The sequence below is a fragment of the Allorhizobium paknamense genome, assembly GCF_030815125.1.
GTDB lineage: Bacteria > Pseudomonadota > Alphaproteobacteria > Rhizobiales > Rhizobiaceae > Allorhizobium > Allorhizobium paknamense.
On the sequence record NZ_JAUSWH010000002.1, the window covers coordinates 332,227 to 348,650 of the forward strand.

Genomic DNA, 16,424 nt, shown 5'->3' on the forward strand with positions numbered 1-16,424 from the left:
AATCCATGGCTGTGAAGAAAGACGACAGTGCCGTCAGTGCCCAGGAGAGTTGGCTGGAGAAGGTCGGGAACCTGACCGAAAGCGAGTTCAAAAAGCTCTATCCGTTGACCCATGCGTTGATGCTTGCCTGGGATAAGACGGTCGAGCCTGTGCTGCGGGTGATTTCGTCTGTCCCGGGCTTCCGGCGCGGCGGCATTGTCCATACCGCCGAACCTGCCCTCCACGACCTGACGGATCTACATCCGGAAAATATCGAGCAGATCCTCGCCGAGCCGGCTTTGACCGCCGAGTTGGTCGAGAAGCCAGTCGTGTCTGACGCTGCCGATACCAAGACGGAAGCCTAAGGGGCCGCAATGACCTATTGCACGAAGCAGGATCTGATTGACCGATTTGGCGAAAAGGAACTGATCCAACTGACCGATCGTGTCAATTCGCCTGCTTCGGCAATCGACGATACCGTGGTCGAGCGCGCGATTGCGGACGCAACCGCGCTTGCCGATGGCTACATCGGCAAGGCTTACAGCCTGCCGCTTGTAACCGTGCCCGAGGTGCTGACGAAGCTGACCTGCGACGTCGCTCGCTACTATCTGCACTTCAAGGGCGTCGAAAAGGACAGCCCCGTCCAGCGGGCTTACGATCAGGCGGTTTCTTTCTTCAAGGACGTTGCCAAGGGCCTCGTGCAACTGGTTGAGACCGAAACCGGCGGTGTGCCGCCCGCATCTGGCGGTGGACAGGTTAAAGTCGTTGCGGCCACCAAAGTCTTTTCCCGCCAGTCGCTGAGAGGATATTGAAATGGCCGGCGCCTCCATCGAGATCCGCGACGGACTGACGCCCACGCTGGAGCGCCTCGTCACCGTGGCGGACAATCCGGCTGCAATCATGGGCGATGTCGCGGCCTATCTGCTCACCTCGACCCAGCAGCGCTTCGAACAGGAGATTGGGCCGGACGGGCAGAAGTGGAAGCCGCTGAAGGCGAGAACCGCCAGTGTCCGCGCCGGGCGTGGACGCAAGATGCGCGGAACGGACCATATCTTGCGAGACACGGTACGGCTTTATAGCTCGCTGTCGACGAGTTCCGATGCCAGCAGCGCCACCATTGGCACCAATGTCGAATATGCCGCGATCCACCAGTTCGGGGGCGTGATCCGGCAGACAGCCCGGTCCCAGAAGCTCAGCCTGAAGCGCATTCGCGGCTCGAAGAAGGTTCGCTTCGTTAAAGCCGGAACCAAGGGGGCGACCGAGCTTGAGGCGATCATCGGCGCGCGTGAGATCACCATTCCGGCCAGGCCCTATCTCGGTATCAACGATGCCGACCGGGCCGAGATCGCCACTATCATCATGACCGACTTCGGAAAGGCTGTGGAATGATCGTCTTTGAAATCATCGACCGGCTGAAGCAGGCAGGTACGCCCTTCGTCATCGTTGAGGGCGCAAACGAACTGGCGCAGGTCAAGGACCGACCGGGGAACGCCCCTGCCGCCTATGTCTTCGTCAGCGGCGAGGCTTCCGAAGACAATCAGCGGGCAACCGGCCCGATCCTGCAACGCACCGCCGTCGACATCTCCGTGGTGATCATCACCGAAAATGCCGGCGGCGCGGAAGATGCCGCCCGCGACATCGAGACCTTGAAGGCGTTCGCCCGCAACCGGCTCCTGGGCTTCACGCCTGCCGATGCCGAGCCGCTGGAGCATATCACCGGGCGGCTGCAGCAGGCCAAGGACGGGATGGTCTGGTTCGAGGACGTGTTCGGGACTGCGTTTTACCAGGAGGAACAGCCATGACGAACCCGCAGACCGGCGGCAGCTATCTGCGCAATCCGGACGGCAGCCTGACCCGGGTCTCCACCGAGGAGGTCACAGGGGGCGAGCACGATCTTGCTACAGCCGAACAGTCGGACGAAGCGCCGGCAGAAGACGAAACCAGCGCCAAGAAGGGAAAGGCCTGAGCCATGACGAAATACGCACGCAACAAGGCCCTGCTGGTGAAGCTTGAGGCGACCTATGGCGAGGATGCCGCCCCGACCGGCGCGGCCAATGCCATGCAGGCGGGGAATTTCAATTTCGAGCCGCTGCTCGGTACCGATGTCAGCCGCGACCTGATCCTTCCTTACATGGGCCATCAGGGTGTGATCCTGACCGGCAACTATGCCCGCGTCGCCTTCGATGTCGAAGTGGCAGGCTCGGGTACGGCCGGAACCGCTCCGGCCTGGGGCGTTCTGATGCGCGCCTGCGGCATGGCCGAGGTGATCACGGCCGCCACCGACGTCAAATACACACCAATCTCTGGCGGGTTCGAAGCTGCCTCGATCTATTTTGTCAATGACGGCATCAAGCATGTGCTGCTCGGCGCACGCGGCACCTGGAAGCTCTCGATGCAGCCGAGCCAGATTGCCCGCTACAGCTACACGCTGACCGGCCTTCTCGGCACGATCACCGATGATGCCAACCCGGCGATCGACGTCACCAAGTTCATCAAGCCGGTTCCGGTCTCCAAGGCAAACACCACGTTCTCGCTGCTGGGCTATGCCGGGGCCTGCGAGGCGTTTTCCTTCGATCTGGCGGGCGATATCCAGCCGCGCCTGCTGATCAATGAGGAAAGTATCGAATATACCGACCGGCAGATGACCGGCGAGGCGACGATGGCAACGACGTCTCTGGAAACGGTGGACTGGTTTGCCGCGGCCCAGGCGCACGAGACCGGCGTGATGGCTGCCCAGCATGGCAAGACTGCGGGGAATATCGTCCAGTTCGATGCGCCGCGCGTGCAGATCGGCCGCACGACTTATGGGGAGACCCAGAAGATCCTCAACAACAAGATGCCGCTAATGTTGCTGCCGACTGCCGGTAACGACGAATTCACCATCACCGTCAAGTAGGCCCTGAAGGGCTCTCAAAAAGGCTTTGAAGCATGTTCAAACTGGTACCCGTTCTCACCGCCTGGTGGCCTGTTTCCGTGTTGGAACCGGATAATGACAATCCCGGTACGCTGAAGGAGGAGACGTTCGAGGTCGAGCTGGCAATTCGCGGCAAGGACGAACTGAAGGCATATGACGACAAGCGGGCCGCCCTCGTCAGGCAGCTCCCGACAGCTGATGAATTTGCAGCAGACTACATGGCTGCCCAGGACAAGGCCGACGCCATCGGCAAACAGATCGAGGAGCATGACCGGGACATGTTCCACCTGATGGTCACCAACTGGCGCGGCATTATCGATGCCAACGACCAGGCGCTGCCGTTCAGTTCCGAAAATCTGGATCTGGCGCTTGGCTTCGATCGCATTCGCGTGGCTCTTAATCGCGCCTACCAGGAAGCCGTTTCCAACGACAAGGCCCGATTGGGAAACTTGAAGAACTAGCCCAGAGCTGGGCGCGGCATCGGACCGGCAAGATCGACCGGACGAAGCCACAAGCCATGACCGAGAGCGTGCGGGACGAGTTCGCGGCCTTCGGTCTCCAGGTGGCATCGGATGACACCGGCGGCGACGAGGATTGCGATCCGGTCGCCGCCTGCAATTGGGACAGCCTGATGGCGTTCCTGGCGTGCGACACGCAATGGCGCGTCGTCGGTGTCGGGCTTGGCGGCATGGTCTGGATCGGCCTCGATTATACCGCCTGCGACGTCGTGTTCCGCAGGGGCAAATATGCCGATCGGGTCTGGGATGATTTGCGGGTGATGGAGGAAGCGGCGCTGCCGATCCTCAACAGCGGAGATGATTGATGGTCGCCCCTTTGAAACTTGCTGCCACCGTCACGCTCGATGCCAGCCAGGTGCCAGCCGGCGCGCAGGCTACAAAGCAGGCGCTGGCCGGCATCGGGACTGAGGCGGCGGCCAGCGCGACCAAGGTGCAGGCGCTGATCGAGCAGCAAGCCGGCCTGTCTCGTCCGGCCGCCAACACCAATTCGCGCGCCGCTGAAATCGCTGCCTATGGCGCCGAACTGGATCGGTTGCAGGCGAAGTTCGATCCGATGTTTGCTGCCCAGCAGAAGTATCAGAACGCTCTGCAGCAGATCGACCAGGCGCAACGGATGGGCGTGATTTCCGCGTCCCAGGCGATTGACCTGAAGCTGAAGGAGACAAATGCCTATAACGCGCTGGCATCGGCTGCCGGCAATGCTGCGGCCGCCAACAAACGCTATGCGGAGGCGGTGGTTGCCAAAGCCACGATTACGCCGGATCGCGGTGCGGATATCGCTGCTTATGGGCAGGAACTCGATCGGTTGCGAGCGAAGTACAATCCGCTTTATGCAGTGACAATCAATTACAAGTCGGCGGTGGCTGAGATTCGCCAAGCCCATGCGGCAGGTGCGATTTCCGCCGATGAAATGACGACAGCAATCAGCCGGCAGCGGCAGGCGACCCTTGCCTCGATCGATGCGATCAAGGGGCGTAATACGGCGATCAAGGCCGGACAGGGCGGTGCAAATACCTCGTTTGCTGCCACAAGCACGATGTACCAGTTCCAGGACATCGCTACGACCGCTGCCATGGGCATGAGCCCTGCTATGATCGGCTTGCAGCAGGGCAGCCAGATAGCCGGAAGCTATGCCGGCATGTCGATGAAGGAGGCGGCCAAGACCACCGGTGCGGCGCTCACCTCTCTCCTCAGCCCGACATCGATGGCGGCGATCGCGCTCACCGCCGGGGCTGCTGCCGCGATCCAGTTCGGCATGAGCCTTTCGCAATCCAGCAAGGATGCCAAAAAACTTGAGGACGTGCTGGGGAGCCATGCGGCGACGGTTGAGCGGTTGCGAAAACAGTATGGCGATCTCGGTTCCGCGATCAAATCCGCCATGCCGATCGGCGGCGCGGGCTTTACCGATGCCTCCGCCCGAAACGAGATTGCCACGCTGGAAACGGCGATCAAGAAGCAGTCCGAGAGCCTGGCTACAAGCTTCGGCGGTTCACTGAAGGGAGGCTTCTTCGGCTCGTCAACAGCCGGACTGGATAAACTGCTGGCAACCACCAACTCTCCTTTCCAGAAGCAGATCAATGATCTGCTTGCTTCAGTTCGGTCGGGAAAAGGCGATTTGGGTGCCTTTGAGGCTCAGACAGAAGCCGCCTTTAACGAACTGCGCAAGTCCAGTGATGCGCCGGCCAAGTTGAACGCGGAGATGGAGCGGCTGACGGCCGCCGCGCAGGATGCCTTTTCCGTTTCGCCGAAGTTCGAGCCGTTCCAGGCCGAAATCGCCAAGCTGACCCTCGGCCTTAAAAACGGCAATGCCGACCTCTCTGATTTCGCGACCAATGTCAGCCGGATCGGCCAGCTGAATGGCCTTCAGAAGGTGGCCGACGAGGTGATCCTGGCTTCGAAGGGGGCCGTAGAGCTGGCCGAGACCTTGCGCGAGGTCCGGGCAATTATCCAGCAGATGGACCGGGAAGACACCCGCTCCGGACTGTCAGCCCAGCGCGAGACGGCGCGCTATGTGAACCTTCGGGACGCGTCGGCCAGGGAGGCCGACACCAAATTTGCGGCCGAGCAGCAGATGGCTCTGGCGCGGACCAATGCGGAGAAGTTGGCAGCGATCGAGGCCCGGGTGCGCGCCTCGGCCCGCCAGGATGGCGATAGCGGCGGCGGACTACAAGCGCGGATCGACCGGGAACTGACGGCCGAGCGCAACAGACAGGCCGTCGAGGCGCGCAATGCAGCGACCGCGCGCGCCCAAAGCCTCGACCAGACCATAGCCCAACAGCGGCTTGAACTTTCCTTGGTGGGCCAGACGACGGCGGCGCGGGAAGAGCAGCTGTTTGCCGAGCAGCAGATCATGGCGATCAAGCAGGAGGCCGCACGAACCGGCACGGCAGTCGATCAGCAGGAAATAAACCTCATCCGGCAGAAGGCTGCCGAATATGGGAGGCTGAAAGGTCAGATCGAGGCGGCAAATGCCGTCAAAGATTTGACGACGACGAATGCCCGTTTGCAGTTTCAGGTCGGGATTGCAGGCAATAGCAAGGCCGACCAGGAAGCGCTGCTCGCGCAATATGATCTGGAAAAGAAGATCCGCGAGATCGGCGCGTCGGGTGACAAGGCCGAGGCTCTGCGCCGGGCGACCGCAGCACAGATCGCCTATAACGCCCAGCTTTCGCGGACATCTGAAGCCTGGTCAAAGGTGCGCTCCAGCGCTGAAGGCGCGATCGATGGCATCGTCGACGGTCTGGCATCTGGAAAGCCGGGCGATGCGCTGAAGTCTATCTCGGCCGATATCCAAAAGACGTTTCTGTCGCTGGCCGTCTCCAATCCGCTGAAGAATGCGTTGACTGGATCCAATTACGGTACTCTGTCTGACGTGGGTGGCGTGAAAGGCATTTTCGGCAAGTTGTTCGGTGGAGGCCAGTCAGTCGGCCAGATGGCGGTCACGGCCGGCACGGTGATGATCAATGGCGGAGTGTCTGGTACCGGCATTGCATCTGCCGGGCTGCAGGCGGCCAACAGCAATGGTACAGCTACAGCGCAGTCGAGCACCTTGGCCGGTCTTGGCCAGTCGATGTCTTTTGGGGGCAATTATAAGGGTGCCGGCGTCGATCCTCGTTTGACCGACATTCTCAACACGGCGGCCCAGCGCACGCCTGGGTTCAAGGTCGATGCGATTTCGGGCGTTCGCGCCGGAGATCCGCGCTTCCACGGTCAGGGCCTCGCGACAGACATCCAATTGACGGATCTTGCGACCGGCAAGCAGCTCGGCAATTACCAGGACGCCACCAGCTTCTCTGCCTATGAAAAGTTCGCCCAGACGGCGCGCGCCGTTCAGATGGAAAAATACCCGGAGCTGGCCAACCAGTTCCGCTGGGGCGGCTATTTTGGTGGAGGGAAGGGTACCTATGGTGCTTTGGACACCATGCATTTTGACCTCGGCGGAAACAAGGTCGGGATGGGTGGCGGCTCTTGGGACAAGGGCCTGACCTCGGCGCAGGCATCACTGTGGCCGGGTATCGAGTCATCTGGATCGAAGGCCGTTACGGCGTTGAATCAACTGGCAACGGGCAGCGCCGGCGCAACTCAGAACCTGGGTGTCTTTGGCAATGGTCTGAGCCAGTTGGGTAATGGGCTGGCCAGCCTGCTGTCCGGCAACGCTTCCGGCCTGTCGTCCTCGATCCTGTCCAGCCTGACGTCGAGCAGTTTCACAGCGAATACGACACTCGGCTCATTCTTGACGAACGGCTTTGACGGCGGTGGTTATACGGGTGCTGGCGGGCGGTTGGAACCTGCCGGCGTCGTGCACAAGGGCGAAGTCGTCTGGAGCCAGGACGATGTCGCCCGCGCTGGTGGTGCCCATGTCGTCGATGCCATGCGGCTTGGATATCGCGGCTATGACAAGGGCGGGGTCGTCGGTGGATCGGCGGCGAGCAGCGCGGCGTCCAATGACAATGGAAGCGGCAACATCATCGTCAACAACTATTCCAGCGCCAACGTCCAGACGGAACAGACCACGGATGAACGGGGCCGGCGCCAGACGCAATTCGTCATCTCCGATACCGTCGGGACAGCTATTGGGACCAAGGGTGGTACTGCCTCTAAGACAATCGAACGGCAATACGGCATCAAAAAGAAGGGGATTTCCCGATGACGATCCCCATCTGGCCGGAGAGTTTGCCGCGTCCGGAACGCAACACCTGGCAGCGCACATCCACCGATCCCCGTATCAAGCGACCGTCCGACAGCGCCGTGCCGAGCTATCGCCGCCGGTTCTCGGCTGTCGCGCGACCTGTCTCGCTGTCCATCCTGGTCAGTCGCGCCAACAAGGCCGTGTTCGACCAATTTTACGAGGAGAAGACCGGATATGGCACCACACCTTTTTATATGCCCGATCCGACAACGGACAGTTGGCCGCTGCTGGATGACAGTGGCAATCCGATCCTGACCGATACTGGGCAGCCGATCTTGCTTGGCGAGCAATGGCTCGTGGTGTTCGGAGATCAGGTGCCCACCGAAGCAATCGTCGGCGTCGAGTTTCGGATTTCCTTCAGCGTGACGGTGATGCCATGAGACGCGTTTCTCTCAATGCCCGGCTGGCCAAAGATGCCGGTATGACCGACGAAATCTATGTCGCGCTGTTCTACATCACCCATCCGGATCTCGACGAGCCCGTCAGGCTGTCGACCGATGCCACTGAACGGTTGTCCGATGAGCCGTTGATGTATGGCACGCGCTCGTCCTGGATGGACAGCGACACGACCACCGAGCCGTTCTATTTCGTGCTGGCCTCGACGATCCTGCCGTCTGACCTCGATGACGCGCCGACCTCGGGCAATCTCGTCCTCGAAAACGTCGACAACGACATCGCCAAGGAACTGCGATCCTTTACGACGCTGGCTACCGTCCATATGGCTGTCGTTCTGGCATCCTCGCCGAGCTTGATTGAAATCGAGTTTCGCAACATGCAGATCGTCAGCGCTGATCTGACGGCCGGCGACATCACCCTCAACTTTTCCCGCGAGGACATCGAGGAGGAACGGTCTCCTGGTGGCCGAATGACCCGCAGTCAATTCCCAGGCCTGTTTTCGTGATCCTGGCCATACCACTGGCGAGGCCCGTCGAATTCGTGTAGGGGTTTTCCATTCCCCCAAAACCGTCCTGATGGCACCCGGTCACCCTACCGGCTGTTTTGCGATGTCCCTCTCGCGCGATGATGCGACCAGTTCAAGCCGGGCATTTCCCGGCCTTTTTCATGGTTGGCAATGGCGCACTGGTCCCAAAATTATATCGGCATTCCGCACGCCCCGCATGGCGATGATCGCGAGAGCGGCGTCAATTGCTGGACGCTGGTCTGCCTGATCTATCGCGAACAGCTCGGCATCAACCTTCCCACCTACACGGGTGACTTCGTCTCGATCGACGAGGCCGTCGAGATCGAGACGCTGTTTGCCGATGAAGCGGCAATCCGTTGGAGCGAAGTCGATGCGCCGGCCGAGTACGACCTCGCCATCTTCCGGCGCGGCCGGTTCGAGACCCATGTCGGCATCGTGCTGCGGCCGGGCGTGATGTTGCATGTGGTCGGCGAGGACCAGGCCAAGATCGAGCGCGTTGACACCGGTGTCTGGAAACCGCGTTTGACCCGGTTTTTAAGGCATTTCGAACGGCTCCAGGTGACGGCATGACTGTCCCTGTCCTCGCGGTCCCATTCCTCGATCCCTCTGTCGGCCGCATTACCAAAGAACTGCCGGAAGGCCTGACGATTGCCGAGATCCTCGATACCGTCATGCCGGGACTGCCCGATGAAGACTTGGCGCTCTTGCGCGTGGTTTTGGTCAGTGATCGCGGCTCTGCCGTCATCGATCGCCAGTTCTGGCATCGCGTCCGGCCCTATGCCAGCGTGCGGGTCGTCATCCGCCTTGTGCCGGGCAAGAGCGCGCTTCGCTCGGTTCTGACGGTTGTCGTTGCGATTGCCTCGGCTGCCCTTGGCCAATATTGGGCGACCGCCATGGCGCTTGGCAGTACGACGGCGACCACGGTTGTTGCGGCCGGCATCACGCTCGGTCTGACCGTACTCGGCAACCTGCTGATCAATGCGCTGATCCCGCCCGCCAGCAACAAGAAGGACAAGCCGACTTATTTCATCAACGGCTGGCGCAATAATCTCGATCCTGATGGTGTCATCCCTGAGGTCTATGGCAAGATCCGGTTTGCTCCGCCCTTTGCCGCGACCAGCTACACCGAGATCGTCGGCGACATCCAGTATCTGCGCTCGATCTTCCTGGTCGGCTATGGCGGCGACTACGGCTTGGCTCTGTCGGACTTCTGGATCGGCGACACCAACATCAGCGAATATGACGAGCTGACCATTGAGACCCGCGAAGGCCTTGCGAGCGACGAGACCTTCAGCCTCTATTATCAGCAGGTCTTTGAGCTGTCGCTTGGCGTTGAGCTCACCCGCAACAAGCCACGCAACGACCAGGGCAAGGTCATCAGCGGTCCAGCCAAGGAAGACCCGATCGTGCGCACCACGGGTGCCGATGCATCCTCGGCATCTGTCATCATCGGCTTTCCGGCTGGCCTCGGTCGCGTCGACGACGAGGGTGAGAAGAAAAATCTGTCGGTGCAGATCCGCATTCGCCAGAAGCCTGCGAACGCGTCCGACGACGAATACGTCACAGTGACCACGATGAAGATCACCAGTCAGAAGCTGGAGGCGTTCTATCGGCAGTACACCTGGGCATTCGCCACGCGCGGTCGCTACGACATCGAGGTCACCCGGATGACCGACGAGCACACCAAGACCAGCTATCAGAGCCGCACGACATGGGTGGCGCTACAAACGATCCGGCCGGAATACCCGATCGATTTCCCGTATCCCTTGGCGATGATCGCCATGCGCGTCAAAGCCACCTATCAGTTGAACGGCCAGCTCGACAATTTCAACGTCATCGCCTCCCGCCGCTGCCTGGATTGGGACGCGGACACAGGCACCTGGATCGGTCGGGAAACCCGCAATCCGGCATCGCTCTATCGCCATTGCCTGCAATCGAAGTCCAATCCGAAGCCGGTTTCTGACAGCGAGATCGATCTGGATGCCCTGGCCGACTGGCATGAGTTCTGCACATCCAAGGGGCTCGAATACAATGCCGTCCATGACGACGATCGCACGCTGCGGGAGCGTCTGGATGATATTGCCGGGGCAGGCCGGGCGCGAGCCAGATATGATGGCGTCAAATGGAGTGTGATTATTGATCGGCCGCAGGATCTGGTTGTCGACCATATCAACCCGCGCAATTCGTCGAATTTCAAAGCCAGCCGTACCTATTTCGAACCGCCGCACGGGTTCCGGATCAAGTTCTTTGACGAAACCTATGACTATAAGCAGAACGAGCGGCTAGTGCCTTGGCCCGGTCATTCGGGTGCGATCACGCTCACTGAACAGCTGGAGCTTCCGGGCAAGACCAATCCAGACGAGATCTGGATCGAAGCGCGCCGGCGCATGTACGAGGCGCTCTACCGGATCGACACCTATGAGCTTGTCCAGGATGGCCCGATCAGCGTCGCAACGCGCGGCGATCTGGTGATGACATCCTACGACGTCCTGGAGCGCACGCAGGTTGCCGCCCGCGTCCTCGATGTCATCGGCCGCACGATCGAGCTGGACAGCGAGATCGAGATGACGGCCGGCCTAACTTATGGCCTGCGGTTTCGCCAATTCGCGGACGCCGACGACACGATCGGCAACAGTGTCCTGGCGACGCTGCTAACCGTTGCCGGCACGTCGAAAACCGTCGTCATGGCCGATTTTTCCCCTTCAGCCGTGCCTGTTGTCGGTGACCTCGTCCATGTCGGGTTGCTCTCATCGGAAAGCATTCCGATGATCGTCACCCGAGTCGAGGCCGGCGAGGATATGTCGTCGCATCTGCGCCTGGTGAACGCTGCCACCATCATCGACGAGCTGACCGATGCGGAGACGCCACCGGCATGGTCTGGTCGCGCCGGCGCCGATGTCGACACTCAGGTCGGCGCACCTCCCGTCCCGACAATCACATCGATCGACACGGGTCTTGTCGGAACCGAAGTCTCGGGTGGTTTGAGCGTGTCCGTCACTCCGGGCAGCGGTACCGTCGTGACGGCGGCCTATCGATTGCAGCATCGCAAGTCCGGAGCGAGCGCCTGGACACCCGTCGACTTTGGCGTCGGCGACGGTGCTGTCCTGGTGACGGGTTATGTCAACGGAGATGTTGTCGAGGTCCGCGTCGCGGCCCTGTCGGCGGCCGGCCTGATCAGCACCTATACATCGATCGTCACCGTCACGATCGGTGAGGACGATGGAGCGACCCCTGCGTCCCTGCCAGTCGCCAATATCACGGTCACTTCTCTCCTTGGCGGTGCAACGATCGCGCTTCAGACATCGGATGACGCGGCGACGACTGCCGTCCAGATCTACTGCTCGACCAGCAGCACACTCAATACCGAAACCGATGCGGTCGGATCGCCGATCGCCGTCGATCCCTCGCGTTCCTACACATTTGCCGTTGGCGATGCGACACGCACCAACCTGCTGTCCAGCGGCAGTTTCGATAGCGCCGGCAGTTGGACGCTCGGCTCCGGTTGGTCTGTCTCTTCGGGTGCCGCCGTCCATGCCTCGGGATCTGCCGGTAATCTCAGCCAGGCCGTGGGCCTCACGGCCGGGAGCACCTATCGCTTGAGCTATGATCTCACTCGCTCAGCCGGATCGATCCAGCCGACCTTGACGGGCGGCACGACGGTTTCCGGCGTCTCAAGATCGGCCAGCGCTTCGGTGCTGGAAAAGGTGGTCGCTGCGACCGGCAATACCGCGCTTGCATTCGTCGCCACAGACACCTTCGCGGGCCAGATCGATAACGCGGTTCTCTACCTCGAAACATCCACCTGTCTGCCGCAAGGCACCAACTACCTGTGGCTTCAGCCGCAGAACGCCAACGGCGTGAGCGGACCGGTGACCGGCCCGATTGCGATTTCGGTGAAATAGGAGCGACTATGACGGACCTCGGCGTCAGAACCCCGAACATCACATCTGCCAGCGTGCTCGACACAGTGCTCGGCAACCGTGGTGGATCATCGCGCCAGATATCTGTCGATGATCTGAACAACCAGATGGCCGGCAGCGGCGCGATCGCTGCATCGCTCGCCTCGATCGCGGCGAAGGCGGCAGGCAAGTGGATATCCTTTGACACCCAGGCGACCATGGACGCCAATCTGGCCTACGCCGCGGACACAGAGGCGCGCGTCTACGGGACCGGTGCAGGCATCTACAAGAAGGTGGGCGATTCGGGCAGCGGTTCCTGGTCTTATGTAGGGCCACTCCCTGAAGCGGATACCACCGAACTCGGGCCGATTGTGCCGGGCGTCTTTGAGAATGTGCAAGGCCAGTTGATCCTGGCTGGCGGGGTAACGCTGTATCGCGGCGACCGCAACCGGGAACTCGGTGTGGTCATTCCGGTCGGCCAAACGGCGGCTGGTGCTGCTCTCGTCTATGATTATGCGATCGACAGGCCTCTGGCGGCCCAGCTTGCCAATCGCACTCTGCGAATTACCATGGCGTTTGATGTTTCAGGTCCGTTTACGAGGACATTCACACCGGGTCTGAACATTGCCGACCAGGCCGGGAACGTCGAGGCGAACGCCTTCACTTTGATCTCGAACACATCGCCGTCGACTTATCGACGGATCGTGGTCATGGAAACGTCCATCCCGGCCGATACCACGACGATTGAGCCCTATGTATTGCTAGGCGGTTCGGCGGCTGCGACCGAAGAGTATGCGGTGCTGTCGGGGCTTTACCTCGCCATTGTCACGACGACATCGGATGTTGCGACGCTTGCGTCGGATAATGCCCAAAGCGGATACAAACTCGGTCTTATGGCAGGTATGCCGGATATAGGTTCGGTGTTCAACGATTGTCAGACCGTCATGTTTGTCAACAACGGCGGACAGTTTCGGGAGGATGCGTCGGGCAAGGTCATCGGTTGGACGATTCCCGCCGGATCGACGGGTCAGTATACGACACTGACCACCAAGCTGCCGCTGTCGGACGATGAGACGAGCTTGTTGGCGTATCAGACGATTGAGGTCGTCTACTTGCTCTCAACGAGCGTGGCCTACGACGTTCCGATGACGATCGTCTTGCAGGTTGATGGTGTATCCTATCCCAGTCAGGTCACCCGTAACCAGCGCGTTGCGCCATCGCAGCGTGTGATTTCGGTCGAGGGCGCCATCCCTGCTGATGCCAAGGTCATTCAGCCTTACATCCAGTCGACAGGGTCGGCAGCACTTGCGACTGCTCAGTGGATCGAGATCGCCGATATGAGCGTCAAGCTGACCGGGAGCCTGGACAAATCACGGCCGCCGGCGCGATTGACGGCCTACTGGTCCTCGCTGCGCAATCGGGAACGTGCGGAAACAGCCTTGGAAACAGGCGCAATTCCTGAGGCTATCAGACCGGCGAGCATTACTGTCGATCTGGCTTCAGGTGCATCGATCAGTACAGCGATCACTGCGAACCGCTCTCCGACCAAGTATCGGAGACGCCGGTTCAACCTTTCCTCCGGCACCTATGCCGGCGGTGGCCTCTTCCCCGTCATGTATGACAGCTTTGTCGGTCATGGTGCCAACCGCACTATCATTGATGGAAGCCTTGCCGCGAATACAGCACTGGCGACTATTTCCAACCAGTCCGCCTTCGAGAGCTACTACGATTGCGATTATTACGGTTTCACCGTCATCGCCAAAAACTGCCGCTACGCGATGCACAGCGATCTTGCCTATAGCGATAAGGTCGAGGATGTCCGGCAGCGCATCAAAGGCGTTCGTCTGGTCCATCTCGGGAACCAGGAAGCCATTGACTATCAGAACTCTATTGGTGGAGCGCCCACCGACGTCTGGGCATCGACCATGGCATTCGGAATTGGTGCATGGTCCGGTTGGGATATCCTGGTCGAGGACAGTGAATTAGCCGGCAAGTTCGCTGCAGCAGGTTTGCACAACAATCGCGATTTCACCCGCCCGGCCCGCTGGGCGTTCAAGAATTCCAAGCTTGTCGCCGAGACAGGCACATACGCGCTGCGGATTGGCAACTTCGGTTCGAAAATCAAGTGCAGTGTCCTGCTGGAGGGGAATAGCTTCTCTGGCGACATCCTTATGGAAACCACCCAATGGTTCCAGGACACGCTCGATTACCAGCCGGCAGACCATACCGAAATCATGGTCACCGGCCATGGCAACAGTCCGGCAGTCTTCAAGGTTAGCGATTTTGGCCGCGCACTGAAGATCGAGAGTGCAGCGACGGCCGGGGCCTCGACGATTGCCGTGTCCGGCTCTGCGGTGGCCGTCCTCTTTGGGACTGTCAACAGCAAGCCTGGCTCCGGCGGCATTAAAGGGTATGTCTACGGTGACTTCGACATCTCTGGCCATGTCGTCGGCGTCAACTCGGATCAACTGATCACGTCCCTTGGCAAGCGCCTGGGCAATTGCGCCGTCACGAACAAGATCCTGACGATCAGCGTCAATGGCGGCGTCGGCATCAATGTCGTCTTCAACGCCGACTACACCAATGCCACAAACGCGACGATCCTCGGCATGATCAACAGTGCTCTCGGATCAGCTGCGACGGCCTCCGAATACGCGATCGGCGAGCGCTATCGTCCGATGATTGCCGACGAGGAGCAGTCTCTTCAGAATGTTTCCGCCTATGGAATCCTGATGGGTATGGCCTGCGCCTATACCTCAGATGGCTCTCGCTCGATCCGGGCGATGACCTCAGACGATCCCGTTAGCCTGTTTGCTGGCGTCGCCTGGGAGGACATCTATCCCGGCTCTTACGGCCGCGTGAAAACGGCAGGCTTTCTGCCGATCGGCGATATCCTGCGCACCGATGCCGTCGCCCTGCAGCTTGGAACCGCATTGTCGATTGATTCGGCGGCGCCTGGTTACTTCAAGGCGGGCGGAGCAACTACGGTGCTGACAGCGATACGATCGGATGCGGTGCGCGTGGTGACAGCTGAGACCATGGTGGCGCTCGGCGGCAGTGTCCTTCAGGGGCCAGCCGGCGCGGGTATCCCATCGAGCGGCGGTGATAACGGTGATCTGCTAGGCTATTCCGGCGGCCAGGCTGTCTGGCGCTCACCGGCAGAGGCTCTGTCGGACATTGGGGCTGCGCCGGTTGCCAGCCCGGCCTTCACGGGCACGCCGACCGCACCGACGCCGGCAACCGCCACCAGCACGACGCAGATTGCAACGACGGCCTTTGTTCAGGCGGTCGTGGCCGCCCTGGTCAACAGTGCGCCGGCGCAGCTCGACACCATCAACGAGCTGGCGGCAGCACTTGGCAATGACGCGAATTTCGCGACAACCGTCACCAACGCACTGGCAAACAAGCAGCCGCTCGATCCAACGCTGACCGCGCTGGCGGCTTTGACTGTGGCGGCCGACAAGCTCATCTACGCGACCGGCGCGGATGCTTTCTCGACGACTGACTTTACGTCCGTCGCGCGGACTTTGCTTTCTGCGGCAACGCAGGCGGCACAAAGAGCCGCATTGGGACTCGGCACGGCAGCTACGCAAAGCACGGGCACCAGCGGGGCAAACGTGCCCCTGTTGAACGGAACCAATACATGGACCGGCCAACAGTTGATGGCTGGATTTCCGGTCAAGCAGTCAAATTCTGGAGGCGAGGTGGCGTCTGCCAGAGGCTTCCGCCAGCTTATAGATGGCAGCGAATATCTGGCACTGTATCACGACAACACCGCAGCACTGCTGACTATTCAGGGCACCAGTAAAGTCCAGATATCCGGTTCCATAAACAGCATGCTGCAGCCTCTGCAGATCCCGAGCTACACGGTGGCCACCGTCCCGACAGCATCCTCTTATCCGCGCTGCATGATCTATGTCTCTGACGGAGCCTCCAGCAAGCGGCTGGCGATTTCCGATGGTAGCAACTGGCGCTTCCCGGACGGTGCGGTCATTTCTTAACC

General features: G+C 60.6%; 14 protein-coding genes. All 14 read left to right on the plus strand.

Features of this window, described 5'->3' with window-relative positions:
* Window positions 1–5 precede the first annotated feature (5 nt).
* The 14 genes from QO005_RS05150 (at window position 6) to QO005_RS05215 (ending at window position 16,422) form a co-directional block, all read left to right on the plus strand.
* A complete protein-coding gene (locus tag QO005_RS05150; protein WP_307156915.1) occupies window positions 6–344 on the plus strand; it encodes an HI1506-related protein in 339 nt (112 codons plus the stop codon).
* Between the two features lie 9 nt (window positions 345–353).
* Entirely contained in the window at window positions 354–791 is a 438-nt protein-coding gene (locus QO005_RS05155) for a gp436 family protein (RefSeq protein ID WP_307156916.1), read from the plus strand.
* Between the two features lies 1 nt (window position 792).
* Window positions 793–1,368, plus strand: coding sequence for a phage virion morphogenesis protein (locus QO005_RS05160; protein ID WP_307156917.1), 576 nt, complete (start codon window positions 793–795; stop codon window positions 1,366–1,368).
* Window positions 1,365–1,781 carry a phage tail terminator protein gene (locus QO005_RS05165; RefSeq protein ID WP_307156918.1) on the plus strand — a complete coding sequence of 139 codons (417 nt, stop codon included), beginning with the start codon at window positions 1,365–1,367 and terminating at the stop codon, window positions 1,779–1,781. Before QO005_RS05160 ends, QO005_RS05165 begins: the two co-directional genes overlap by 4 nt.
* Entirely contained in the window at window positions 1,778–1,945 is a 168-nt protein-coding gene (locus QO005_RS05170; RefSeq protein WP_307156919.1) for a hypothetical protein, read from the plus strand. Before QO005_RS05165 ends, QO005_RS05170 begins: the two co-directional genes overlap by 4 nt.
* Before the next feature lie 3 nt (window positions 1,946–1,948).
* Window positions 1,949–2,875, plus strand: a complete 927-nt coding sequence (locus QO005_RS05175) for a phage tail tube protein (RefSeq protein ID WP_307156920.1) — start codon at window positions 1,949–1,951, stop codon at window positions 2,873–2,875.
* A gap of 32 nt (window positions 2,876–2,907) precedes the next feature.
* A complete protein-coding gene (locus QO005_RS05180) occupies window positions 2,908–3,354 on the plus strand; it encodes a hypothetical protein (RefSeq protein ID WP_307156921.1) in 447 nt (148 codons plus the stop codon).
* Between the two features lie 56 nt (window positions 3,355–3,410).
* Window positions 3,411–3,716 (plus strand): DUF1799 domain-containing protein, encoded by a 306-nt coding sequence (locus tag QO005_RS05185; protein WP_307156922.1) that lies wholly within the window; start codon window positions 3,411–3,413, stop codon window positions 3,714–3,716.
* On the plus strand, window positions 3,716–7,561 hold the full coding sequence (locus QO005_RS05190) for a phage tail length tape measure family protein (RefSeq protein WP_307156923.1): 3,846 nt from the start codon (window positions 3,716–3,718) through the stop codon (window positions 7,559–7,561). The genes QO005_RS05185 and QO005_RS05190 overlap by 1 nt, the downstream gene beginning before the upstream one ends.
* Window positions 7,558–7,980, plus strand: coding sequence for a hypothetical protein (locus QO005_RS05195; RefSeq protein WP_307156924.1), 423 nt, complete (start codon window positions 7,558–7,560; stop codon window positions 7,978–7,980). Before QO005_RS05190 ends, QO005_RS05195 begins: the two co-directional genes overlap by 4 nt.
* Window positions 7,977–8,501 (plus strand): hypothetical protein, encoded by a 525-nt coding sequence (locus tag QO005_RS05200; RefSeq protein WP_307156925.1) that lies wholly within the window; start codon window positions 7,977–7,979, stop codon window positions 8,499–8,501. The genes QO005_RS05195 and QO005_RS05200 overlap by 4 nt, the downstream gene beginning before the upstream one ends.
* A 171-nt stretch (window positions 8,502–8,672) precedes the next feature.
* Window positions 8,673–9,092 (plus strand): NlpC/P60 family protein, encoded by a 420-nt coding sequence (locus QO005_RS05205; protein WP_307156926.1) that lies wholly within the window; start codon window positions 8,673–8,675, stop codon window positions 9,090–9,092.
* Window positions 9,089–12,424 carry a TipJ family phage tail tip protein gene (locus tag QO005_RS05210; RefSeq protein ID WP_307156927.1) on the plus strand — a complete coding sequence of 1,112 codons (3,336 nt, stop codon included), beginning with the start codon at window positions 9,089–9,091 and terminating at the stop codon, window positions 12,422–12,424. Before QO005_RS05205 ends, QO005_RS05210 begins: the two co-directional genes overlap by 4 nt.
* Window positions 12,425–12,432: 8 nt before the next feature.
* Window positions 12,433–16,422, plus strand: coding sequence for a hypothetical protein (locus QO005_RS05215; protein ID WP_307156928.1), 3,990 nt, complete (start codon window positions 12,433–12,435; stop codon window positions 16,420–16,422).
* Window positions 16,423–16,424: the final 2 nt, after the last annotated feature.